The following is a 23131-nucleotide window of genomic DNA, read 5'->3' on the forward strand; positions in this document are numbered from 1 at the left end:
TAACGCTCGCAAAGACAGTTTTTGTGTTCTTATCTTCGTCCCGCGTTAAGCGGGATTGGCGGGAATAAGTAGTTAAGTTTGTGGAAATCCTTCAGGAGGATGTCGAAAAAAATGTAAAATTACTCTTCCCCTTCCAATGCCTGTTGCCGGCATTTATTTTTCCATTCGAGATCTACGGTGCCTTCTTCCAAAGGTTCGAGGTTTGCATTGACAGCAACGCGATTGTCAAACACGAAGCAACTGCCTTCCCATAAGGAATTTTCCTGGATAGTTTCAAGATAATTGAGGATGCCGCCTTCCAGATGATAAACCTGTTCGAAGCCCAGCTTCTTAAGATAAGCGGTTGATTTTTCACAACGGATACCGCCAGTACAAAACATGGCTATTTTTTTGTGCTTGTCCTGCATCAGATTATTTTGCACGTATTCAGGAAAATCTCTGAAGTTTAAGGTCTTTGGATTAATTGCGCCTTTAAAACTGCCAAGACTGACTTCATAGTCATTTCGCGTATCAATAGTAAGCACCTCTGGATCCTGAATCAGCTGATTCCATTCCTCAGGTTTTACATAAATACCCGCCTGAGTGGCCGCATCGATATCGTCAATTCCAAAGGATACAATTTCCTTGCGTAGTTTAACTTTGGATTTGTCGAAGGGATTAGTCTCATCATAGCTTTTTTTAAACTGAAGATCAGCAAAGCCGGAATAGCTTCTCAAATGTTCAATGAATGCATCTACCTCATTCTCCAATCCTGCGAAAGTACCATTGATGCCTTCGTGGGCCAGAATGATTGTCCCTTTAATCCCATGCTCTACCATTTTATTCAACAAAGGTTCTCTTAGGGTTTCATGGTTGGGTATAGAAACAAATTTGTAAAATGCTGCGACTAAGTATGACTTCATGACTGCTAACCTAAATGTACAATAACGCGTTAATGATGAGATTGTATCAAATTTAATCTTATCTGTGCTAATGAGGGGGTAATTATTATAAAAAATGCCTGACATGAAAAGGGTTTAATCAGCAGTTTCACTTGTTTCCTAACTGGAAATCATTGGCATATGGCGTTATCATTTTGGAAGTTAAGTATAAAAGGAATCAGCATGCCTTATGTGTTGTGGATATTATTATTCACGGTTTGCCCAATAAGCTGGGCCCTCGAGGATTTCGATCGTCAGCAGATTGAGGACCGGATTAAGCCGGTAGGCAGTGTGGATATTGAGGAGGATGCGGGGAGTGCCTCAACTCAGAAAACGGCTCCTGCGGTAGAAAAAGCGGTTGCGAAAAAGCCAGGCCAGGAGACGTTTGAACAATTTTGCTCAGTATGTCATCAGGCAGGGGTTGCCGGGGCTCCCAAACTGCATGACGCCGCCGATTGGAAACCGCGTTTAAGCAAAGGGATTGACGGCTTAACCGCTTCTGCTACCAAAGGTATTAATGCAATGCCGCCCAAGGGCACCTGCCAGTCCTGTACAGAGCAGGATTTGAAAGATGCCATCCAATATATGTTGCCGCCATCATGACGCTTATAAATCCTAAACGGCTGCAATATGTATTGGTATTAATTAGTCTGCTGGTTTTTGGCGCCTCGTTGTACTTTCAATATATAAAAGGTATGGAGCCTTGTCCGCTTTGTATTATGCAGCGGATTTGCGTGCTCATTATAGTTTGCATCGGTATTGCTATGTTATTTATCAAGGCCATTTTGCGAGTGCAAAAAATGCAATTGCTGCAGATTGTATTTGCCGGAGCCGGACTTTTTTTCGCAGGCCGGCAATTATGGCTTCAATCTTTGCCTGCTGATCAGGTTCCAGCCTGTTTGCCCGGGCTTGATGTGATGGTGAAATATTTCCCACTGAAAGATGTGATGCACGCCCTGTTTTGGGGATCGGGTGATTGTGCTGAGGTGAACTGGCAATGGCTGGGGCTATCAATGCCTGCCTGGTCTGCTTTATATTTTTTATTCATTATTATTGGATCAATGATTATTTATTATCTGAATGAAAAGTCATTATAAAATCAGGCTTGCATAAATTCCCAACGATTGACGTATAATGTCGGCAAATTGGAATTTAAATTGTAATAGTGTTATTCCATTGAAATGCGCTATTGGGAATTGATAGAACAGGTTAGATAGATTTTCATGTCAACATTTAATTGTGAAGTAATTGCCAGATATTCCCGCAACAATGCGCGGATTGTTCGCGTGTCCACTCCTCATGGTGAATTTATAAGCCCTGTATTCATGCCGGTAGGCACTCGCGCAGGCGTTAATAATATGATGCCTTTAGAGCTGAAGGAAGCCGGCAGTCAGATCATTTTAGGGGGAAATACCTATCATATGCTTTGTGCTCCGGGTATGGACGTCATTGAACAGGCCGGCGGTATGCATCCGTTTATGGGTTGGCATGGGCCAATGCTGACAGATAGCGGCGGCTTTCAGGTTTTTAGCCTGTCCAAAAACAAGGAAATCTGTCGTATTGATGAAGAGGGTGCTCACTTTCAGTTGCCGGGGGATTCTCGTTTGATTCATATGACACCGGAAATGTCTCTGGAAACCCAGAAAATAATTGGTGCAGATATCATCATGGCCTTTGATCAATGCACACCTGACGCATCCAGCTTTGAAGAAGTCCGCCATATTATGGAAAGAACACATCGCTGGCTTTTGCAGTCCATTGATTATCACCAGCAATATCCTGCTTCACGTTATGGTGCCAGACAGGCGCTTTTCGGTATCATTCAAGGCGGCATATTCCAGGAACTGCGCTCTGAAAGTGCTAAGTTTGTAGCCAGTATGGATTTGGACGGGATCGCTATTGGTGGTGAGACCGTAGGCTTCGACATGAAGAAAACAGTCGAGATTATCCAATGGGTCAGACAATATCTTCCTGAAAATAAACCTCGCTATACCATGGGGGTGGGCATGTCGCCCCAGGATTTACTCGATGTCGTGGCTCAAGGTATCGATATGTTCGATTGCGTAGCCCCCACAAGGAATGCAAGACATGGGGCCTTATACTCTGGTAAAATTGTTAGAGATGGCCATTGGCTGCGTTTTGCCAGCGAGTATGATAATCATCGGTTGCAAATCAAAAAATCCTGCTTTGCCAATGATCTGGCACCAATCATGGAAGATTGCTTTTGCTATACCTGCAAAACGCATTCACGAGCTTATCTGCATCATTTGTTTAAACAAAAATCCAATGTTTTCACCGCACTGGCCAGCATTCATAATGTGCATGTCATGCACGAAGTTTGCACGCAAATGCGAAATCTGATTCTTAACGAAGCTCACAATTAAAACTATTTCAACAGGAGATTTCATGATTATTATTAACACATCCAAGGGCGATATTCACTTGCAGTTACACGCAGACACAGCCCCTGAGACGGTGGAAAATTTCAAAAATTATGTAAACAGCGGTTTTTACAGCGATACAATTTTTCACCGCGTTATCCCAGGCTTTATGATTCAGGGTGGCGGATTAACTGCTGATATGCAACAAAAGAAGACCAACAGCCCGGTCAAGAATGAAGCAAAAACAGCGAAGCTTAACAAGCGCGGTACTATCGCTATGGCAAGAACAATGGATCCCCACTCCGCCACAGCACAGTTCTTCATTAATGTGGTCGATAATGGGTTTCTTGATTTTAAAGCGGAAAATGCCCAGGGTTTTGGTTACTGTGTTTTTGGTGAAGTGGTAGAGGGCATGGACGTAGTTGATGAAATTGCCAAGGTAAAAACAGGCAATAAAATGGGGCACTCAGACGTGCCTGTGGAAGAAGTGATTATTCTTGGTATGCGTGAAGAGTAATCATAGGAGATGAGCGGTCAAGCCTATAGCCGTCAGGCTAAGGATTAATGTTATCCCCTCTCCACCGCGCATAGCGTGGGGGAGAGGGTAGGGAGAGGGGGTTAAAAAATTTATCACGATAGTGATTCCATTTTGTTGTGATAATAAAGCATAGCTACAGAACAATGAGTAATGAATCGCTACGCGACCTTATTTATAGCCCCCTCACCCTAACCCTCTCCCCCACGCTGCGCGCGGTGGAGAGGGGATCTGATATTCTTAGCCTGACGGCTATGGGCTGCCAAGCCCGGCCTCTTAGTTCCCTTTTCTTCTTGTCGCCATTATTTCAAACTTTGGCATTTCGATGTGATAAAAAATGGCCAGTAAACGGGCAGTGAATATGCTTATAAAAGTCGTCACGATATTGATATTGACGGGCACCTGAAAATGCTCCAGAGCAATAAAAAGCAAACCACCCGCCAGTGCAATCATGGCATAGAGTTCCTTTCTTAATACCAGTGGAATATCATTGCATAAAATATCCCGCAGCATCCCTCCGCTGACTCCTGTTAACATGCCGCCAATGACTGCGACCAAGGGTGGGAAACCGCTGGCTAAAATTTTCTGTGTTCCAATAATTACAAAAGTGGATAATCCCAGAGCGTCGAGGATTAGAAATAGTTTCATAATTCTGAGCAAGGAATTTGCTATAAAGATGGTCACAACCGCGCATGCTGCAGTAAAAAGAAGGTATTCAGGATGGGTAACCCAGGTGAGTGGATAGGTGTCAAAGAGTACGTCTCTGACCGTGCCTCCGCCTAAGGCGGTGATGCAGGCGATAACAATTACACCAAAAAAATCCATTTTCTTGCGGCCTGCTGAGAGAGCCCCCGTAATGGCTTCAATTCCAATACCGATAATGAATAATCCATCAAGCAACATATTTTTCTTAATGATTAAAAAAAGGGCATGATAGCATTATTTGTGAAGAGTAAGAAATTCATCTACGATATAATAAAAAATATAAATATTTAATTTTAGACTCGACAAGTGAAGCAATCCTTAGGTAATCTGGAGCAGATATGGTAAACGATGATCAGCAGGAACCCGAATTGTTTTTAAATCTAATGGAAAGCGACGCGCAGCTCAATATAGTCAATCTCGATAGTAAATTAGAGAACATGGCCGCGGAAGTTCAGCAAAAACTTGCTGTCACAGCGGAGGGCGAAGCGCTGGTGCTTCCCTTACAAACACTTCTTAGTGAAATTAACAAGGCACGGGAAAGTATCAGAGGATTGGTCTCGATGGTGTTGGAGGAAGGTGTGACAAAAGAAAGCTTCCAGCAGCAGAATAAAGAGCAGTTAGAACAATTCAACGATGTCATTCTCCAGGCGGTGAACAATCTTGACGCGGTTAAGCAGCGATTTGATGAGATGCAATAACAGGTATTATTGCTTCCTGGATTTTAAATGATTATTGTAGTAAAGGTTGGAACACAAAGCATTCTGACAAGTGATGGAACGCCCAATGAGCCTGTCATTCTGCATCTGGTTGAGCAAATTATTCAACTGCAGGAGCAGGGAAATCATGTCATCCTGGTCAGTTCCGGAGCAGTGGGAGCCGGGCGAAAAATAAGCAAGGATTATCTGGCTCGCCAATACGGGCATTCCATTGCTGAGAAACAGGTGCTGGCGTCGATTGGTCAGCCTGAACTGATGAAAACCTATTCTTCTCTTTTTGGCAAACATCAACTACTTACAGCACAGCTGTTGTTAACCAAACAAGATTTCCAGACGCGTCAGCATTATTTGAATATTGCTCGATTAATCAGAGAGTTATTAAATCACCGAAATATTATTCCCATTATTAATGAGAATGACAGTGTAGCGATTCAGGAATTGATGTTTACCGATAATGATGAATTGGCGGGATTAATTGCGGCACAGGTAAACGCTGACAAATTGATTATTCTGAGTAATATTGCCGGTGTTTTTAGTCATCATCCGGAAATTCCTGAAGCGCGTCTTATTCCTGAAATTAAAAACGACAATGATTGGCCGAAAGTTTCCAGTCTCAAAAGCACGATGGGGCGAGGGGGAATGGCTGGTAAGCTGTCTACTGCACGCAAGATGTCAAAACTGGGCATCACCACCCACATCGCCAGTATGGATGAGCCAAATATTCTTTTAAAAATTCTGGCAGGCAAAACTATCGGCACCAGGATTTTACCGCGAAAAAATGCGTCCAACATAAAACGATGGATGGCTTACAATGCGGAAAAATCGCATGGAGCGATATGCATTAATAAAGGCTTATTTGAGATTTTTAAAGACAATCGCCGAGTAATTAGTTTGCTGCCTGTAGGGATTGAAAGTTGTATTGGTGAATTCAAGAAAGGCGATTTAGTCGAAATTCTATTCGGACACATGAAAATCGGCATCGGTATTGCCCGCTATGATGCGGGGAAATTGAAAGAGTTTTTGGGCCAAAAGGACAAACCCGAATTTATTCATTATGACCATTTACATATTTTTTAGAAAACTGTCATGGATGCCGCAATCACGTCCAGACAAGTAGGGAGAGGGATTTAAATGCAGCAGAATATTATTGCTGAATTAAAAAAACTGCGGCAGGCCAGCCGCAAACTTTCGGCTTTAACTGAAACTAACGTCAATGCGATTCTGCACTCATTAGCCAACACTTTACGACAATTAATTCCCAAGGTTTTATCAGAAAATCAAAAGGATCTGCTGCAAATGCCCTCCTCAGACCCGCGTTACGATCGATTATTACTGACTGAGGAACGACTCCATTCGCTGGCTGATGATGTCATCGCGGTGGCCGATTTTCCAAGCCCATTGCATCGGATACTTGAAGAGAAACAGCGGCCGAATGGCTTAAAAATTCAAAAAGTCTCGGTTCCCCTGGGAGTGGTGGCGGTCATTTATGAAGCCAGGCCCAACGTCACTATTGATGTATTTGGCTTATGTTTCAAGTCTGGAAATGCCTGTGTTTTGAAAGGAGGGAAGGAGGCGGAGCATACCAACCGCATGCTGGTTTCAATTATCAAGAGAGTCCTGCGAGAAAATGAAGTGAGTGAAGACGTCGTGTATTTGTTCCCTAATGAGCGGGAAGTATTACCGGCACTGCTCAATGCCAATGACTATATCGATGTATGTATCCCGCGTGGCAGTCAGGCTCTGATTGACTTCGTAAGAGAGCATGCGCGCATCCCGGTTATTGAAACTGGTGCCGGAATTGTTCACACCTATTTTGACAAAAGTGGTGATTTGCAAAAGGCGGTTCCGGTTATTTACAATGCGAAAACCCGGCGCGTCAGTGTCTGCAATGCGCTGGATACACTCATCATTCATGCTGAGCGGCTTGCAGAGCTTCCGCAAATTGTTGCGGCAATGGCAAAAATGAACGTAGAAATTTTTGCGGATGCGCCAAGCTTTGAAAGTTTAAAATCCTGTTATCCAAAACGCTTGCTTCACATGGCGCAGGAGAGGGATTTCGGACAGGAGTTTTTAGATTATAAACTGTCGATTAAAACAGTGGATTCCCTGTTAATGGCCATAGAACATATCAATCGTTACAGTTCAGGTCATAGCGAGGCGATTATTGCCGAAGATGCAGATGTAATAGATCAATTTCTTCAGGCGGTTGATGCTGCAGCACTTTACGTTAATACGTCTACCGCTTTTACTGATGGCGGACAATTTGGTCTGGGGGCTGAAATTGGCATCAGTACGCAGAAGTTGCATGCCCGAGGACCCATGGGCTTAAATGCTCTGACCAGCTATAAATGGCTGGTCTGGGGAAATGGTCAAATAAGAGCTTAGCGGGTGCTAAAAGTCGTGATGTATTTCCTGATCAATAATAGAGAGGGCCTTCACTGTTTCCAATCCGAAACTCATTGCAAAATCAATGCTTTGTTTAATTTTTTGTTTATCATCAGAAAATGAGGTTTTATCCCCCACAATAGCAAGAATACAGCCGCAAAAAATTGGAATTGGATTGGTTTCAGTACTAATTAATTTAGCACTCATTAATGAACTTAGGGTGAATAACTGCGCACATTCCATCTCGGTTGCCAGAATACCCGCCAAATGCATGGTTTTCATATACTGATCATTCTCTTCCATGAATGAATAGTGAAACTCACGCGCATAGAGGGAGCTTTTAGAATGGACAATACCGAAATGAACAGGGAATTGATGAGTCAGAAGTCTTGCGGCACGGTGGGCGGCAATCAAACATTCCAGGGATGCAATCGCCGGGTATTCCCTATAAATATAATCCCAGGACGCCTTATCATCACGAACCGCGGCAGTGGCTACAACAATATCTCCCACATGAATAGTATCCGGTTGCAATGATCCTGCAGTGCCGATACGCAGCAACCGCCGAGCGCCGAGCATAATGAGCTCATTAATAATAATGTCGGCGCTAGGTCCTCCCATTCCTGTCGAAATAGCGGCGACATCAATGGCCTGGCCCTGGTTGAGCAATTTTCCCATGTAAAAATTGTGCTGCCGGGGATGTTTTCTGACAACCACCCCTTCGAATTGCTCACTGAGCTCTCGTGCCCGTTCATCAGAGCCAGTCAGAAAAATGTATCGGCCAATGCCGTTATTGCCTGAAAAATCTTCATGGCTTGCATTAATATGCTGCGTTTCAATGAGTGGCATATCCTTACCCTGTTCTCACAAATCGGTGAATTCATTTCATCCTAGCTTCAGTCTGACTCACTGGCAAGTAAACTGATGAACCGTATCGATTTTTGTTTAAAATAAGTCTATAACTTAGTTAAAGAGATTGGGGAGACAGAAATGCGTCTGTTAAAACCATCAGCTGAGCAAGCGAAATCCGGCCTAAGAGTGCTCAGAGCGATAATGCTTGCGGATCCTGAGGTTAAGGAGTTAACGGAGCTTCAAATCAGGACCCTTGATGCTGCTCAAAAATTCATTACCAATACGCAGTTCACTTTAGAGGAGCTTGGCGCGTCTGTTGAACCTGAAGAACTGGCCCAACAACTTATTGAGCCAGCCTTGAGAAAGCAGTTTGCCGAGGCAATGGTGGTGGTCTCTACAGTAAATGGAGCGCCCAAAGCTGAGCAAGTCGCTCTGGTACGAGCTTATACAAAAGCGCTTCAGGTCGACAGCAGTTTAGTGGATGCACTGCAAAAGCTTGCTAACCAGCATCGAGTTCTTTATGCTTTTGATGTCGTTCGTCATATGTATATTGGTGAAACAATCTCTAAAGCCTGGGAAAAAGAAAAGTTCAAAGGGATTTATAAAATTGTGGGCGGAATGAAGGGTTTTTATCAGGACGCCGAACTCGCTAAAAAATACCATGAATTAAAAGAACTTACTGATGGTACGTTGGGGAAGGAGTTCTGGCGATTTTATGATGAGCACCAGTTTATATTTCCGGGAGAAAAATATGGCACTCCGGTGATGATGACCTATCATGACATGGCACATGTAGTGGGCGGTTACGACACGACACCAGCCGGTGAGCTTAAAGTGGCCTCTTTTACCGCCGGATTTAGAAATGTGGGCAGGCCCTGGATTTTATTGTTTATTATTAGCCAGTTCCATTTAGGCGTTAAAACCGTTCCCATCGATGTACCACGCATGACCGGTAATTTTAATCCGGAGGAGCAATTTCTTGCTTTAAAAAGAGGAAGTCTGATGAACATCGATTTGTTTGATAACTGGAATTATTGGGAAGTAATGGACCAACCTCTCGAGCAAATCCGTAAGGCTTTTAATGTCTTGCCGCAAGAAAAAGTATTGGAAATTGTACAAAGCGAAAACTAAATAGCGTCTTTGCTCTGAAAACTCATGTATTCAATTTGTTTGATGGCTTCTTAGCTGTTATCATTTCATAACCCTGAAAAAGAGATTGCTCTTAATGCCTGTTATTTCAGCACAGGGGGAATGCTATTTTTTTGCGGCATGCCTCGTTACGGGACGGGACTTGCTATTAAGCTATATTAAACTGTCATCCCCGCGGAGGCGGGGATCCAGCTCTGAGCTAGCAATAATGCCAGTTGAGGAATGGATTCCCGCCTCCGCGGGAATGACAAATTCCTTAACCTTATGGCACCGATGGCAGGTCCCGGTTATCCGGAAACAGGATCGCTGCATTTTCTTTAAGGCTTGACGACATTCCGCGAAGGCGGTTCAATCAACGATAGTATTTATGAAAATAGTTTTACAGATTTTAATAATTTTAATGGTTTTTAGTTCCTCTGGGCACACGCAGCGTCAAATAGCTATTACCATCGATGATTTGCCTTTTGTCGGCGAGTATAAAAATTTCCACTTAGACCGGATTATCAAGCTTGTTAAGGATAATGAGATTCCCGTCACAGGATTCGTGATTGCTGGAAATGTACGACAGGATAACTGGCCGATGCTTCATAAATTTCGCGATGCGGGATTTGGAGTGGGTAACCACACCATGTCTCACATTAATTTAAATAAGGTAAAGACTGAAAGGTATATTCAGGAAATAGAGGAGGCGGACAAGATATTGGCGCCGGTGCTGACAGAGCCTAAATATTTCCGCTATCCGTATCTGGCGATGGGGAAACAGAAAAAAAAGGAAAAGGTATTGAAATACCTCGCATCGAAGCATTATAAAATTGCTCCGATTACCATTGACAGCAAAGACTTTATATTTAACCAGCGGCTTTTATCGGTGCCGCAGGAGGACCGAAGAGCCTACCTGGAAGAAGTGAAATATGATTATCTGGAGTTTATCTGGAAACAGACCTTGCTTGCCGAAGAACATAACCGTTATAACCATAAAACAGATCAGGCACAGATTTTATTAATTCATGCCAATATTTTAAATGCGTATGTGCTTCCCGACATCATTAATCTGTATCGGGAACATGGTTATAGGTTTGTCACACTGGATGAAGCCCTGCAAACATTTAATTTTGCTCAACCGCAGCAAAAACTGGTAAAGAAAGATAAAACAACGATCGAAAAGTTAATCGACGAATATTTTGAATGGGATTAGATTGATAAGGAGTCAATTTTCATGGATCAGAAAACAATTAAATGGGGAATTTTAGGTACAAGTTCTATTTCTCAGCATATGGCAGCGGCGATTGCTGAATCAAGGAATGGACAGGTCATCGCGGTAGCCGGGAGAGACGCGGATAAGTCTCAAGCCTTTGCCAAGGAATTTTCCATTTCCAAACCCTACAATCATTATGCTGATTTACTGACTGATCCTGAGATTGATGCGGTCTACATTGGCTTGCCGAATCATTTGCATAAAGAGTGGGCAGTCAAAAGCCTGGAGGCTGGTAAGCATGTCTTGTGTGAAAAACCCCTGGCTCTCAATGAAGAAGAAACGCTCGATATAATGGCCACTGCGCAAATAAAAGGCTTGGTGTGCATGGAAGCCATTATGTATCGTTGTCATCCGCTGATACAGGAAATTAAATCCATTTTGCAGCAGAACCTGATTGGTCACGTTCAATTATTTCAGGCAGTTTACACAGCCAAAATAGCTCATCTGGCCAATCCTGTAGCAGGTGGCGCAATTTTTAATCTTGGTTGTTATCCATTGTCCCTGATTCGCTATTTATCAACGGCTAATGTAGTCAATTTAAAAACAATTGGAATAGAGAATGCGAATCATTCCCATAATGATACTCGCTCATCAGCTATTTTAAGTTTTGACGATCAATCCCTGGCTACCATCACTGTTTCTGATGACCTGGATATGAGCTGGCAATTTGCTATCTGGGGTACCAAAGGACGACTGGAGATGCTTAGCAATCCCTGGTTCCCGAACAATGGGGAGCAGGTTTTCCGCGTTTATCGGTCTAATGAACAGAGGCCGCAGGAAATAAAGTTGACGAGTCCATTGTCTGCATATACCTATCAGATTAATACGATGAATACCTTAGTTATCGAGCCTTCTGCCAAACTACTGGAACGAGTAACGCTTCAGGAAAGTCTGGAGAATGTCAGATTATTGGATAAGTGGCGAACCCAGGCACTTAGTCTGGCGAAAGAGGAAGTGGATTATTGCTCCTGAGCTTGCGCCCCGTCTTATAAAAGGGTATCAATATAAATTTGAGAGGAATTAATGCTATGAAAGGGATTTTGGTTTCTGCATTGTTAAGTTTATCATCGTTTTCCTTGAGTGCCGCCAGCACCGAATCACTCCATTTTGCTCATCAGAAAATCCAGTCTACGGTGGATAACTATCTTGCCACAAGAGGGAAAGTTGAGCATTTAACCGGGATTGCTGTGGCTGTATTTCTGCCGCAGAAAACGGGCTCTCTCGAAGGTACAATTCAGAGCTTTTACGCAGGCAATGAAGGACAGGCGCCATTTGATAAACCAGTAACTGCAAAAACCCTGTTTGAAATTGGGAGTATTACCAAATCGTTTATAGCCGCCCTGCTATTACAACTGGAGGGAGAGGGCAAACTGTCCATTGAAGATCCCGTGGGTAAATGGTTGCCGCAATATCCACAATGGAAGGATGTCAAAATAAAAGATCTATTGAATATGACCAGCGGTATTCCGAATTATAGCGCTAATGAACAATTCGATAAAATTATGGAAGAAAACATGACCCGTCAATGGTCAGATGCCGAATTGTTACAGTATGCTGATCCCGCTAAACCGATTGCTCCGCGTTCCGAAACTCATTTTGATTATTCCAACAGCAATTATATCCTCGCGGGAATGATTGTGGAAAAAGTAAGCAATACGAAGATTGCAGATCAACTGCAAAAGCGTTTGTTAACGCCTTTATTATTAATGAACAGCTACTATCCTGCTGGGGAAAACGGCCAGGCGCTTTTAGAGAAATTAATACCGCAGATGGCGCATGGATATACATATGATGAGAAAACAGAAAAATTAATTGATATCACTAAAAATAATCTATCCTGGGCGGGAGCTGCCGGTGCAATTGTATCCGATATAAGCGATGTAATTCACTGGGTACAAGCGCTGTACAATGGCAAAATGTTTAGTGAAAATTATCGTCAGAAAGCCCTGAGAGAACTTAAAACAGTGGTTTCTATTCCTGGCGGCAAAGAGATTGCAAATATCGATGCCCAACAAAAAGACGGATTTGGCTTAGGCGTTGGATATTTTTATGAGCCAAAACTTGAAAACCGTTTCTGGGCTTACGAAGGCAGCACTCTCGGATACCGTGTGGCCTACATATGGAGTGAATGCAGTAATCTGACCGTGGCCGTCGCGTTAAATAGCAAAGCGGGTGAAGGCAATCCTTCTTCGCCGCAAGGGGATGGGATCAAAGATTTGAGTTTGCAAATCTATAGAAATATTATTGAGATGCATCCGGAATATAATTGTAAAAATCTATAACCTGAAATATCCCACAAATTAGACCTTCTACTTATGTGCAAACTGTGTCATTCCCGCGCAGGCGGGAATCTATTTCATCAGACGCAGTGCCACATCGTGATGGATTTCCGCCTGCGCGGAGAGGCGTTGTTGCGCAAATGAAAATATCTATGCAAAAATTCGTCTTTGCGAGCGCCAGCGAAGCAATCCAAATCGCCCAGCGGAGAGCATACATGCAAAACCCCTATATTCACCTGCTTAAAACCGTCTGGACGCATGGCCAGGCCTGGCGACGCGCTATTGTCGGGTATTACATCGCCTATATTATTGCCCAGGCCTGTATGAGTTTAAGTCCTTATGCCTTTGGAAAAACTATTGATGTTTTGCAACATTTTGAGCCGGGGCGGTTACATGAAGTCTTGTACTGGCTGATCATGGGAGTACTGCTAGTTCCCTTGTTCTGGCTTTTTCATGGCCCGGCGCGGGTTGTAGAGAGACGGGTGGCGCTCCGTATACAGCAGGCGTTCCAGTTGCAAATTTATGAAAAGCTCACTGAATTACCTCTGAAATGGCATCAGGATCATCATTCAGGAAATATTATCACCCGATTAAATCGCGCCTCGACAGCCCTTAGACGCTTTGCAGAAGAGCAGTTTATATATATTGAGACGATTATCAAGTTCCTGGTATCAATTGCTTTTCTATTCTGGCTTTCCTTAGCTGTCGGAATATTCAGTTTTCTTGCTTGTTTAACCGCAGCACTTATGGTGGTCATGTTCGATCGTAAACTAATCCCGCTTTATGAATCAGAAAATGAGGTGGAGAATCATGTGGGCGCTGGTCTTTTTGACTATATCAGTAATATTACGACTATTTTAACACTTCGACTGGCTCAGTTTACACGCAATAACCTCTCACAGCGCCTCATGGCCATCTGGCCATTTTTCAGTAAGGAATCGGTCGTCAACGAGTTGAAGTGGTTCATTATGGGCATGCTTCTGACCGTGGTTCAATCGATTATTCTAATTGCGTATATCGTTTATCATTTGCAAACCACTAATGGTATTTTGATTGGAACGGTGGTGATGATTTTTCGTTATCAGTGGGATCTGGCCGAAGTGTTTTATGGGCTGAGTATGCACTATAGCGAACTGGTTCGTATGAATACAGATGTAAAGAGTATTCAACCGATTATTCAGGATCTTGAGGCTCTGTCCCATCCGGTACCGGGAGAAGCGCTGGCTCAGCAATGGCATAGTTTATCGATTAAAAATTTAACATTCACTCATTCCCAATTTAATAAAAATATGCCTGCACAGCCTATCAGCATCAATATTAAACGCGGCGATAAAATTGCATTAATCGGTTCAAGCGGGGCGGGAAAAAGTACCCTGCTCCATTTATTGTCAGGCTTATATCAGCCGCAAACGGTTGAGCTTATGATCGACGGAGTTAATTTTCATTCCCTGGAGCCGCTTCACGCGATTACTACTTTAATCCCTCAGGAACCGGAAATTTTTGAAAACACGATTGAATTTAATATCACGATGGATATTGAGACGAGTCAGGAAGTGATTGACAAAGCAATTGAGCTGGCCTGCTTCAAACCCGTGCTTGAAAAACTGCCGAAAGGTTTGTTAACCGATATACGTGAAAGAGGGCTTAATTTATCGGTAGGGCAGAAGCAAAGGCTGGCTCTGGCAAGAGGGCTATTTGCGGCTCGATTCAGTTCTCTTATTCTAATGGATGAGCCAACCTCAAGTGTCGATTTGCCCACTGAAAAGCAAATTCTTTCGGGTATTATCGAGACATACCGCGAGGCAACGCTTGTAGTCACTCTCCATCGTCTGCATCTGTTGCCGCAATTTGATCGCGTTATTTTACTCGAGCAGGGGAAGATTATTGCCGAGGGATGTACTGATGAATTGTTAAACAGCAGTGGCCCTGTGCAAAGGATTTGGCAAAAATATCAGGCTAAAGCAAATTGAGATTGTATTTTGACAAGGGCGGTTTAATTATTGAACAAATTTAATTCCGTATTCTATCAATTATTTCTCTCAAGCCGTTCTGAATTTGGTCTATACTATACGTTAAAATTGATTTGGGCGGGTATTTCTGGTAATCTGCACAGTCTTTAAATAACTGGGTATGGTGCCTGACTTTCAGGTTCAGGTGGCGATACCGTAATGAAAGTGAGTCGTGATATGAATGCCAAAGTGAGTAGTGATACAAATACTTCTATTCATCCCCAATACGAAATAGTTAAAGTTACCTGTAGCTGTGGCCACAGTTTTGAAACTCGTTCCACACTGTGCAAGCCTTTAAATATTGAAGTATGTGCTTATTGCCATCCTTTTTACACTGGTAAACAAAAACTGGTTGATACTGGAGGACGTGTTCAGAAATTCCTGGATCGTTATAAAAAACGTGAACAATAATTGGCTGAGAATATTTAAGAGAAACGTGGAGATTACAGGATCCATAAGGGGGCGCAACACTATGCGCCTTTTTTTTGCAGAATGACTGTTCTTTCTCTTGCTTTTTCTATATGATTTTTTCCGATTTCCCGAAAAGTGAGTGAGAATTTTGGATAAAGAGGTCTTAAAGCAACGCGCATTGGAATATCACGAATTTCCAACTCCTGGAAAACTTGGGGTTTATGTAACCAAACCGACCAATTCTCAGGAGGATTTGTCCTTAGCATACACGCCTGGAGTCGCAGAGCCGGTACTGGCCATCGCAGAAGATCCGGAAAATGCTTTCAGATATACAGCCAAAGGCAATTTAATTGCAGTTATGACCAACGGCACTGCTGTTTTGGGATTGGGAGATGTAGGCGCATTAGCCAGCAAGCCCGTTATGGAAGGAAAGGCAGTCCTCTTCAAGCGTTTTGCTGATATCGATGTGTTTGATATTGAAATCGACGCGGAAAATCCACAGGCCTTTATTGCTACTGCGAAACGAATTGCGCCGACTTTTGGCGGTATTAATCTTGAAGATATCAAAGCCCCTGAGTGCTTTGAAATTGAACAAGCATTAGTGGAACAATTATCCATTCCCGTATTTCATGACGATCAGCATGGTACTGCGATTGTAGTAGCGGCTGCTTTATTGAATGCCCTGGAACTTCAGAACAAGAAACTGGCAGACGCGCGTATTGTCTGTATTGGTGCGGGTGCTGCAGGTATTGCTTCCATGCGATTATTAGTTGCTTTAGGCGCTAATAAAGAAAATATGACCCTTTTGGATACAAAAGGCGTAATCCATACCGGGCGAGATGACTTAAATGCCTATAAGTTTGCCTTTGCCAGAACAACGGAAGCGAGAACCCTGGCGGATGCCCTGGTTGACGCAGACGTATTTATCGGTGTTGCAAAACCTGATTTACTAAGCGGTAATTTATTGAACCTGATGGCTCCGAAACCGGTCATCTTTGCTTTATCCAACCCAATTCCCGAGATTTTACCTGAAGTGGCGCATGCCATCCGCGATGATATCATCATTGCAACCGGCCGAAGTGATTACCCTAATCAGGTTAATAATGTCTTATGTTTCCCTTATATTTTTCGTGGCGCTCTCGATGTCAGAGCAACCTGTATTAATCAGGCCATGCAAGTGGCGGCAGTCGAAGCAATTCGGAAGCTGGTGCATGAACCTGTACCTCAAGTAGTGAAGGATAACTATCCCGGGCTTGATCAATGTTGGGAATTTGGTCCTCATTACATTATTCCCAAGCCTATCGATCCTCGCTTAAAAGAACAAGTGTCCACTGCTGTGGCAAAAGCAGCAATAGCAAGTGGCGTTAGTCAGATCAAAAAGCGTTAATCCATCTTTTTGAAATTTGTGCTTAACCGTCGTTAAGGAGCTCATTTTGAGTAGTAAAAATGATAAAAGGTATTTATTGAGTGCCTGGTTGATTTGTGGTCTTGGTGCTATTTATTATAGCTATGAGTATTTTTTAAGAATCTCACCGAGTGTTATGGAACCTGCTTTGCGCGAACATTTTAATTTGTCCGCCAGCGGCTTTGGTTTGTTATCTGCGTTTTACTATTATGCCTATGTTCCATTACAGATTCCTGTCGGAGTGCTGCTGGATCGATACGGCCCACGTCTCCTCATTACTATTGCTTGCTTTATCTGCGTAGTCGGGACTTTTATTTTTGCAGGAACCAATGTCTTCTGGGTAGCGGCAACGGGTCGCTTTCTGGTTGGATTTGGCTCCGCATTTGCCTTCGTTGGCGTTTTAAAGCTGGCGACTATCTGGCTGCCCGAGGATAAACTGGCAATGGTATCCGGTATGGCCGCCGCGCTTGGTACGATTGGTGCCATGATTGGCGACAATCTTCTGGGTATTCTGGTCATTAAGATGGGCTGGAAGTATACCGTGCAATTGACCGCCTATGTTGGTATTGCGTTGATCTTTGTCCTATGGTTCGGCATCAAAGATAAGAAGAGTCACCAGCGACGTAGTGGAACGGTTGATAATTTCCGTAAAAGTATGATTGACCTGGGTATTATTGCGCGCAATCGCCAAATCTGGATTAATGGTCTGTTTGGTTGCCTGGTTTATTTGCCTACCACCGTCTTTGCCGAACTTTGGGGCATACCCTATTTGAAACACGCCCATGGGCTCACTCAGGAAGGGGCTGACTTCGCTAATTCCCTGCTGTTTTTAGGTTTCACAATCGGTGCGCCGGTCATGGGTCTAATCTCTGATAAAATCAAACGCCGCAAGTTGCCAATGCTAGTGGGAGCAACAGGTGCTGCCATCATTATGATGATTGTGCTGTACTTCCCCGGCTTGAATGAGGGCAGCATCAGTGTCCTGATGTTTATGTTGGGTCTTTTATACAGCGCGCAATGTATTGTGTTCGCAGTAGGCCGTGAATTAAGTCCGACTGAAGCAGCCGGTACGGCGATGGCGATGACCAACATGATTGTTATGCTGGGTGCCATGTTCCTGCAGCCGCTGGTGGGTGAGCTATTGGATATGAGCTTTGCTTCACATGCGGGCGTAATTAATATCGATACCTTATCGCTTGATAAATTGCAGCAGCTTTATACAGCGGATGACTATCAGTTTGCGCTGTCCATCATTCCGCTTGGAATAATAATCGCAGCTATCCTGACTTTTTTCCTCAAAGAAACTTATGCGAATACAAATGATTGAATCAATTAGTAGAAGACAAGCCCTGTTAGGCATATTAATTTGTACTGTAGGAGCTTTCTTCTACTGCTATGAGTTTGTGTTGAGAATTATACCTGGCGCATTGCAAAGCGAGCTTAGTGCTGCGTTTGGTCATATTTCAGCTACAACGTTTGGACAATTATCTGCCTTTTACTATTTTGCCTATTCACCGATGCAGCTTCCTGTAGGCATGCTGATGGATCGCTACGGTCCGCGCAGACTGTTAACCTTCGCCTGCCTCTGCTGTACTCTGGGCTCATGGATGTTCACAAACACCTCTTCCATGCTTGTCGCGGGCAGCGGTCGTTTTCTGGTGGGTTTTGGCTCTTCGTTTGCTTTTGTGGGCGTCCTGTCGCTGGCTTTGCGATGGCTGCCCCGTCGTTATTTTTCACTGGTTGCCGGGTTAATCACTACTCTGGGCATGCTCGGATTAGTGTACGGCGAAGTGAAAATCACCGATATGGCAGTGTCCTTAGGTCTGATGCATGTATTGTGGATGATGATCATTATTGGCGGAGTACTTAGTGTAATTACGTTTCTGGTCGTGCGCGATGGTCCTCAGGGACATATCGCTAACAAGCAGCCGTGGCCGGAGTTTTTCGCTAATGTCTGGCATGTTTTATCTTCTCCGCAAGTCTGGCTTATCGGCTTTGTAGGTGCTTGCCTTTATACCTCCCTGTCAGTCTTTGGCGAGTTATGGGGGAAAACCTACCTTGAACAGGCTCATCACCTTACGAAAGTGCAGGCGGCAAGAACCGTTTCGGCTATGTTTCTGGGATGGGCAGTCGGTGCGCCGATAGCCGGTTATTTCTCTGATATCAGTGGCAGAAGGGTTTTTCCTCTAGTGGCCGGTGCTATTTTAAGTCTTATTTGCATTAGCATAGTGCTGTACTATCCAGGCCTATCGTATACCACATTAAATATTCTGCTCTTCCTCTATGGTGTATTCAGCGCGACAGAGATTATTGTATTTATTATGGGTAAGGAAAATAGCGGCGCCAAATTATCGGGCACTGTGTTTGCAGCAGTTAACATGATTGTCACTCTTGGCGGTGTGGTCTTTCAGCCCCTGGTTGGTAAATTACTGGATACTTTTGGTGATAGTCATGTGGTAGCTGGGGAGCATATCTACAGCATCGTGGATTATCAGCTTGCTCTTTCAGTTCTGCCGCTTTCATTGCTCATGGTGATGATTCTTGCTTTCTTTATGAAAGACTTTCGTTCAACTATTCAATAGGCAAAGCTGGCAGCCAGAATTTTACTGGCTGCCATGCAAGAAGGTCCTGGCCAATATGACCGCTTTTGGCTTTAGCTGGAATAACCGTCAAAAACCGCAATCAATTCCTTAGCCATTTGTCTGTTCTCGGCATTACAGCTAATCATACGGGGAACTTTAAGGGTGATAATCTGGCTCTCTTTATAGTGATGACGAGTAAATTCTGTATCATGATTTGAAATAAGGACGGTGATCCCTTGTTCTGCGCTTTGCTTAGCCAGAATAGCCAGATCAATCTGGTCCTGCTCATAAAATTTAGTTCTGGTGTAGGAGGAGAAATTGGAGCTTCTCGAAAGGGGAACATAGGGGGGGTCGCAATAAATGATGTCACCCGCTTTTGCCTGAGCAAAAGTACTTCTGAAATCTGCTAAAAGAAATTCCGCTTTCTGACTTTGCTGATAAAAATTCAGTAACTCATTTCTGGGAAAATAGGGTTTTTTATAACGTCCGAAGGGTACGTTGTATATACCGCTCTTGTTGTAGCGGCACAAGCCATTATAGCCATGCCGATTAAGATATAGGAACAAAGCGCCGCGTCTTTTGAGGTCAGTACAGTGATTAAATTCATCACGATACTGATAATAGAGACTTTCTACATTGTTTTCCGCTGTGAACAGTTCGGCACAATCGCTAATAAACCGATCGCCTTCATTTTGTACCATTTGATAAAGATGAACCAGGTCGGGATTATTTTCTGCTAAAAGGTAACTGTCATATACAGAGTTTAGGAACACTGCGCCAGAACCCGTAAAGGGTTCTATTAAACGTCTGGCTGGTTTCAGATGAGCTAGTATATGGTTTAAGCAATGGTATTTATTGCCTGCCCATTTAAGAAAGGGACGATATTTAACCATAAGCATTCAGATCGAATAAACTATTCAAATCTCAGTCCAAAAGGCTGAAGTATCGCCTACCAAACTCTAAAACGCAATGGTCAGTAAAAAAATCGCAGTCAGAGCCACCAAACTCAGCATAGCGTTGCCGCCGGGCACAATTTGCAGGCTGTCTGAGTTATCAATCCTGCGCGCACTCCAGGTCATTACTGCAGGCATAAGCAATAATAAAATAACACAGCAAACCCCGGCATAACCCAAGGCATGCAGGTATATTCCGGGATTGATTAACACTACGAAAAGGGGAGGCAGAAAAGTCAGCGCCAGAGTCCCTTTACCTTGAAGCCCGGATTTCTTTAAGGACAAGCCATCAGCCAGGAAATCAAATAACCCGATTGAGACTCCCAGGAATGCGGTAACCATACAAATCGAGGTGAAAAAGCCAAAAAAGCCGGTGATCCATTGGCTATGAACTGCACTGCTCAGCGCATTAGTTAAGCCGCTAGTCGCATGTTCTGTTGTCATCAGGCTTAATAAACCTTCATCACCCTCACGAGATACGACACCCATAATTACCGCATCCCATATGATGTAGCAAGCCAGGGGAATTAGTGAACCGTATAAAATAACTCGTCGTAGAGAAGCCACATCTTCATTAAAATAATCGCGCAGACTGGGTACGATCGATGCGAAACCAAATGAGGTAATCAGAATCATAAGACTGCCTGTAATGGCTTTTACTGAGCCGCCGCTTAGGCTGCTGGTATCCACATGCGGGCTGATAATAGCCACTAATAACAGATAAACCCCAAGTTTGCCGAACATCAATCCACGATTAACATAATCAACCGCACGGATCCCTGCATAAACCACCAGGCTGAATACTAAAGTAAAAAGCAATGAAGTAATCCAACTGGGAAAAGCGATACCCAGTCTTGCTAAAATGCCATTTAATACGTCACTGCCCCCTGAAATATAGGCTGCCAGCAGCGTGTAAAGCAAGAATAAGTAGGTGATCCAGGCAATAATCTGCCCAGGCAAGCCCAGGGTTGACTTGGCCATAGACACCATATTGCTACCGGGAGGAAGCCGCAAATTGACTTCGAGGATTAGAAATGCCCCCACAGTCATAATCAGCCAGCAGAGTATTAGAAAAAAGATGGAATTGGTAAATCCAACTTCAGCGGTTGAAACTGGAAGAGCCAGCATACCGCCACCAATAGAAGTTCCTACAATGAGAAGAATTCCGCCGAGTAATTTAGAGTTGGTCACTAATTTATCCATATTGATCAAATTTCATTCAGAAATGTTAAATAACAATGGATGCAATGTCAATAGGATTATTCCATAAACAATGTGTTCTTTGCTATAACAAAGAAAAAAACTATCCATTGCGCTCTTGTTTGAAGCTTATCGCCTAAGTCTGAGTCTTCCTTTGATGCCTTAAGCGTTAAGTTATGATTTTAGATTAATGACTCAGTAATTGCCAAATTGCATTTATCATTAAAATAACGGAAAAAATAATTACTAGCCACTGAGTGATTGCTCCTCCTGGGACAGTATAACGCCCTGCATAGCGTTTTCGACCATAAACCGTCATCAACGCGGGCAATAAAAGAAGCAGTATTACGCAAAAAATGCCTGCATAATTAAGAGCGCGAATATAGATGCCTGGAGAGTAAATAACCAGGAGCAGTGGGGGCAGAAATGTCAGTATAAATAGCATTAGGCCGGCACGTCCTTTTTGTTCAACCTTAAATCCATCGGCCAGAAAGCTGATCAAACATAGCGATACTCCCAGAAAGGCGGTCAGCATGCAGATAGAGGTAAAAAAATTAAAAATGGAAGTGATTAACTGGCTATTGACGGTTCTACTTAAGATATCAGCCAGAGCGCTGGTCGTATGATCATCATGCAGAAGAACGGCAAGGCCCTGATTACCCTCAGTGGGCACTGTTCCCATGATAATGGCATCCCAAGCCAAATAACAAAACAGAGGGATGCAGGAGCCGATTAAAATGACTTTACGCAGCGTCTTTAAATCATCATTAAAATAATCCCGCAGATTAGGAATGATAATCGCATATCCGAATGAGGTAATCAGAATCATTACTGTACCAGTAATGAACCGATAATCTCCCGATACCAGATGCGCAGGCTTGACGTGAGGGGCGATGAGTAAGACCAAAATGCAGTAAGCCCCCAGTTTACCAAACATTAGCAGACGATTGAAAAGGTCCACTTTTTTGATGCCGCCATATACAATCATACCAAAGATGAAAGTAAATAAGACAATGGCCTGCCATTCGCGCAGATGAATGTTGATATAGCTGAGCAGGCTCGAAAATACATCTGCTCCGCCTGAAATGTAGCCGGCAAGCAGGGAATATAATAGAAAAAGATAGCTAAGCCAAGCCACTAAAAGTCCAGGAACTCCTAATGTGGCCTCAGCCATTGAAACCATGTGTTTGCCTGGTGGAAGATAAAGATTCGCCTCAAGAATAAACAGTGCGCCAAGCGTCATTAAAGCCCAGCAGAACAATAAAAAAAGAGAAGACTGCCAGAATCCGGTTGCCGCATTCGCTACCGGTAAGGCCAGCATTCCGCCGCCTATTGATGTTCCTACAATAAGTAATATACCGCCAATAAATCTTGAGTTCATCACAATCAATCCA

Annotated in this window: 22 protein-coding genes; 16 read left to right on the forward strand and 6 right to left on the reverse strand. The window is 43.5% G+C overall.

What is annotated here, in order from left to right; translation table 11 throughout:
• Positions 1 to 119: 119 nt before the first annotated feature.
• Entirely contained in the window at positions 120 to 902 is a 783-nt protein-coding gene (trhO, locus tag DYH61_RS01805; RefSeq protein ID WP_058508055.1) for an oxygen-dependent tRNA uridine(34) hydroxylase TrhO, read from the reverse strand.
• Positions 903 to 1103: 201 nt separating this feature from the next.
• Between trhO and DYH61_RS01810 the strand changes: the two genes are divergently transcribed.
• From DYH61_RS01810 to DYH61_RS01825, 4 genes are all read left to right on the forward strand, one after another.
• Positions 1104 to 1523, forward strand: a complete 420-nt coding sequence (locus DYH61_RS01810; protein WP_058508045.1) for a c-type cytochrome — start codon at positions 1104 to 1106, stop codon at positions 1521 to 1523.
• Entirely contained in the window at positions 1520 to 2017 is a 498-nt protein-coding gene (locus DYH61_RS01815) for a disulfide bond formation protein B (protein WP_058508046.1), read from the forward strand. Before DYH61_RS01810 ends, DYH61_RS01815 begins: the two co-directional genes overlap by 4 nt.
• Before the next feature lie 126 nt (positions 2018 to 2143).
• Positions 2144 to 3304, forward strand: coding sequence for a tRNA guanosine(34) transglycosylase Tgt (gene tgt / locus DYH61_RS01820; protein ID WP_058508047.1), 1161 nt, complete (start codon positions 2144 to 2146; stop codon positions 3302 to 3304).
• 22 nt (positions 3305 to 3326) lie between these two features.
• Positions 3327 to 3818: a peptidylprolyl isomerase gene (locus DYH61_RS01825; RefSeq protein WP_058508048.1), complete on the forward strand. Its 492-nt coding sequence runs from the start codon at positions 3327 to 3329 to the stop codon at positions 3816 to 3818.
• Positions 3819 to 4112: 294 nt separating this feature from the next.
• On the opposite strand, the gene DYH61_RS01830 is transcribed toward DYH61_RS01825, so the two are convergent.
• Positions 4113 to 4739, reverse strand: a complete 627-nt coding sequence (locus DYH61_RS01830) for a trimeric intracellular cation channel family protein (protein WP_058506349.1) — start codon at positions 4737 to 4739, stop codon at positions 4113 to 4115.
• A gap of 140 nt (positions 4740 to 4879) precedes the next feature.
• On the opposite strand from DYH61_RS01830, the gene DYH61_RS01835 reads away from it, so the two are divergent.
• The 3 genes from DYH61_RS01835 to DYH61_RS01845 are packed head-to-tail and all read left to right on the forward strand — an operon-like array spanning position 4880 to position 7642.
• Positions 4880 to 5239 carry a hypothetical protein gene (locus DYH61_RS01835; protein ID WP_058506348.1) on the forward strand — a complete coding sequence of 120 codons (360 nt, stop codon included), beginning with the start codon at positions 4880 to 4882 and terminating at the stop codon, positions 5237 to 5239.
• Positions 5240 to 5266: 27 nt separating this feature from the next.
• The gene (gene proB / locus DYH61_RS01840) at positions 5267 to 6334 is read left to right on the forward strand and encodes a glutamate 5-kinase (protein WP_058506347.1); all 1068 of its coding nucleotides are present in this window, start codon (positions 5267 to 5269) and stop codon (positions 6332 to 6334) included.
• A 54-nt stretch (positions 6335 to 6388) separates the two neighbouring features.
• A complete protein-coding gene (locus DYH61_RS01845; protein ID WP_058506346.1) occupies positions 6389 to 7642 on the forward strand; it encodes a glutamate-5-semialdehyde dehydrogenase in 1254 nt (417 codons plus the stop codon).
• Between the two features lie 6 nt (positions 7643 to 7648).
• Here the strand turns inward: DYH61_RS01845 and DYH61_RS01850 are convergent, their stop codons facing one another.
• Positions 7649 to 8491 carry a nucleoside phosphorylase gene (locus tag DYH61_RS01850; RefSeq protein ID WP_058506345.1) on the reverse strand — a complete coding sequence of 281 codons (843 nt, stop codon included), beginning with the start codon at positions 8489 to 8491 and terminating at the stop codon, positions 7649 to 7651.
• Between the two features lie 141 nt (positions 8492 to 8632).
• Between DYH61_RS01850 and DYH61_RS01855 the strand changes: the two genes are divergently transcribed.
• The 9 genes from DYH61_RS01855 to DYH61_RS01900 all read left to right on the forward strand — a co-directional run bounded on the left by DYH61_RS01855 (position 8633) and on the right by DYH61_RS01900 (position 19584).
• Complete coding sequence (locus DYH61_RS01855; protein ID WP_058506344.1) at positions 8633 to 9625, forward strand: hypothetical protein; 993 nt, start codon at positions 8633 to 8635, stop codon at positions 9623 to 9625.
• Between the two features lie 385 nt (positions 9626 to 10010).
• Positions 10011 to 10838, forward strand: coding sequence for a polysaccharide deacetylase family protein (locus DYH61_RS01865; RefSeq protein ID WP_058506342.1), 828 nt, complete (start codon positions 10011 to 10013; stop codon positions 10836 to 10838).
• Positions 10839 to 10859: 21 nt separating this feature from the next.
• Complete coding sequence (locus tag DYH61_RS01870; RefSeq protein WP_058506341.1) at positions 10860 to 11870, forward strand: Gfo/Idh/MocA family protein; 1011 nt, start codon at positions 10860 to 10862, stop codon at positions 11868 to 11870.
• Between the two features lie 56 nt (positions 11871 to 11926).
• Entirely contained in the window at positions 11927 to 13180 is a 1254-nt protein-coding gene (locus DYH61_RS01875; protein WP_058506340.1) for a serine hydrolase domain-containing protein, read from the forward strand.
• 149 nt (positions 13181 to 13329) lie between these two features.
• Positions 13330 to 15147, forward strand: a complete 1818-nt coding sequence (locus DYH61_RS01880; RefSeq protein ID WP_200823631.1) for an ABC transporter ATP-binding protein — start codon at positions 13330 to 13332, stop codon at positions 15145 to 15147.
• A gap of 216 nt (positions 15148 to 15363) precedes the next feature.
• Positions 15364 to 15597 (forward strand): 50S ribosomal protein L31, encoded by a 234-nt coding sequence (gene rpmE, locus DYH61_RS01885; RefSeq protein WP_058506354.1) that lies wholly within the window; start codon positions 15364 to 15366, stop codon positions 15595 to 15597.
• A gap of 148 nt (positions 15598 to 15745) precedes the next feature.
• Positions 15746 to 16984, forward strand: coding sequence for a malic enzyme-like NAD(P)-binding protein (locus DYH61_RS01890; RefSeq protein ID WP_058506339.1), 1239 nt, complete (start codon positions 15746 to 15748; stop codon positions 16982 to 16984).
• 46 nt (positions 16985 to 17030) lie between these two features.
• Positions 17031 to 18329 (forward strand): MFS transporter, encoded by a 1299-nt coding sequence (locus DYH61_RS01895; protein WP_058506338.1) that lies wholly within the window; start codon positions 17031 to 17033, stop codon positions 18327 to 18329.
• Complete coding sequence (locus tag DYH61_RS01900; protein WP_234999854.1) at positions 18322 to 19584, forward strand: MFS transporter; 1263 nt, start codon at positions 18322 to 18324, stop codon at positions 19582 to 19584. Before DYH61_RS01895 ends, DYH61_RS01900 begins: the two co-directional genes overlap by 8 nt.
• A gap of 71 nt (positions 19585 to 19655) precedes the next feature.
• On the opposite strand, the gene DYH61_RS01905 is transcribed toward DYH61_RS01900, so the two are convergent.
• The 3 genes from DYH61_RS01905 to DYH61_RS01915 all read right to left on the reverse strand — a co-directional run bounded on the left by DYH61_RS01905 (position 19656) and on the right by DYH61_RS01915 (position 23118).
• Positions 19656 to 20477, reverse strand: coding sequence for a Dam family site-specific DNA-(adenine-N6)-methyltransferase (locus tag DYH61_RS01905; protein ID WP_058506352.1), 822 nt, complete (start codon positions 20475 to 20477; stop codon positions 19656 to 19658).
• Between the two features lie 66 nt (positions 20478 to 20543).
• Positions 20544 to 21728 carry an amino acid permease gene (locus DYH61_RS01910; RefSeq protein ID WP_058506351.1) on the reverse strand — a complete coding sequence of 395 codons (1185 nt, stop codon included), beginning with the start codon at positions 21726 to 21728 and terminating at the stop codon, positions 20544 to 20546.
• Between the two features lie 196 nt (positions 21729 to 21924).
• Complete coding sequence (locus DYH61_RS01915) at positions 21925 to 23118, reverse strand: amino acid permease (RefSeq protein WP_058506337.1); 1194 nt, start codon at positions 23116 to 23118, stop codon at positions 21925 to 21927.
• Positions 23119 to 23131 lie beyond the last annotated feature (13 nt).

Origin of the sequence: Legionella quinlivanii, from assembly GCF_900461555.1 — a bacterium.
Taxonomy (GTDB): Bacteria; Pseudomonadota; Gammaproteobacteria; order Legionellales; family Legionellaceae; genus Legionella_C; species Legionella_C quinlivanii.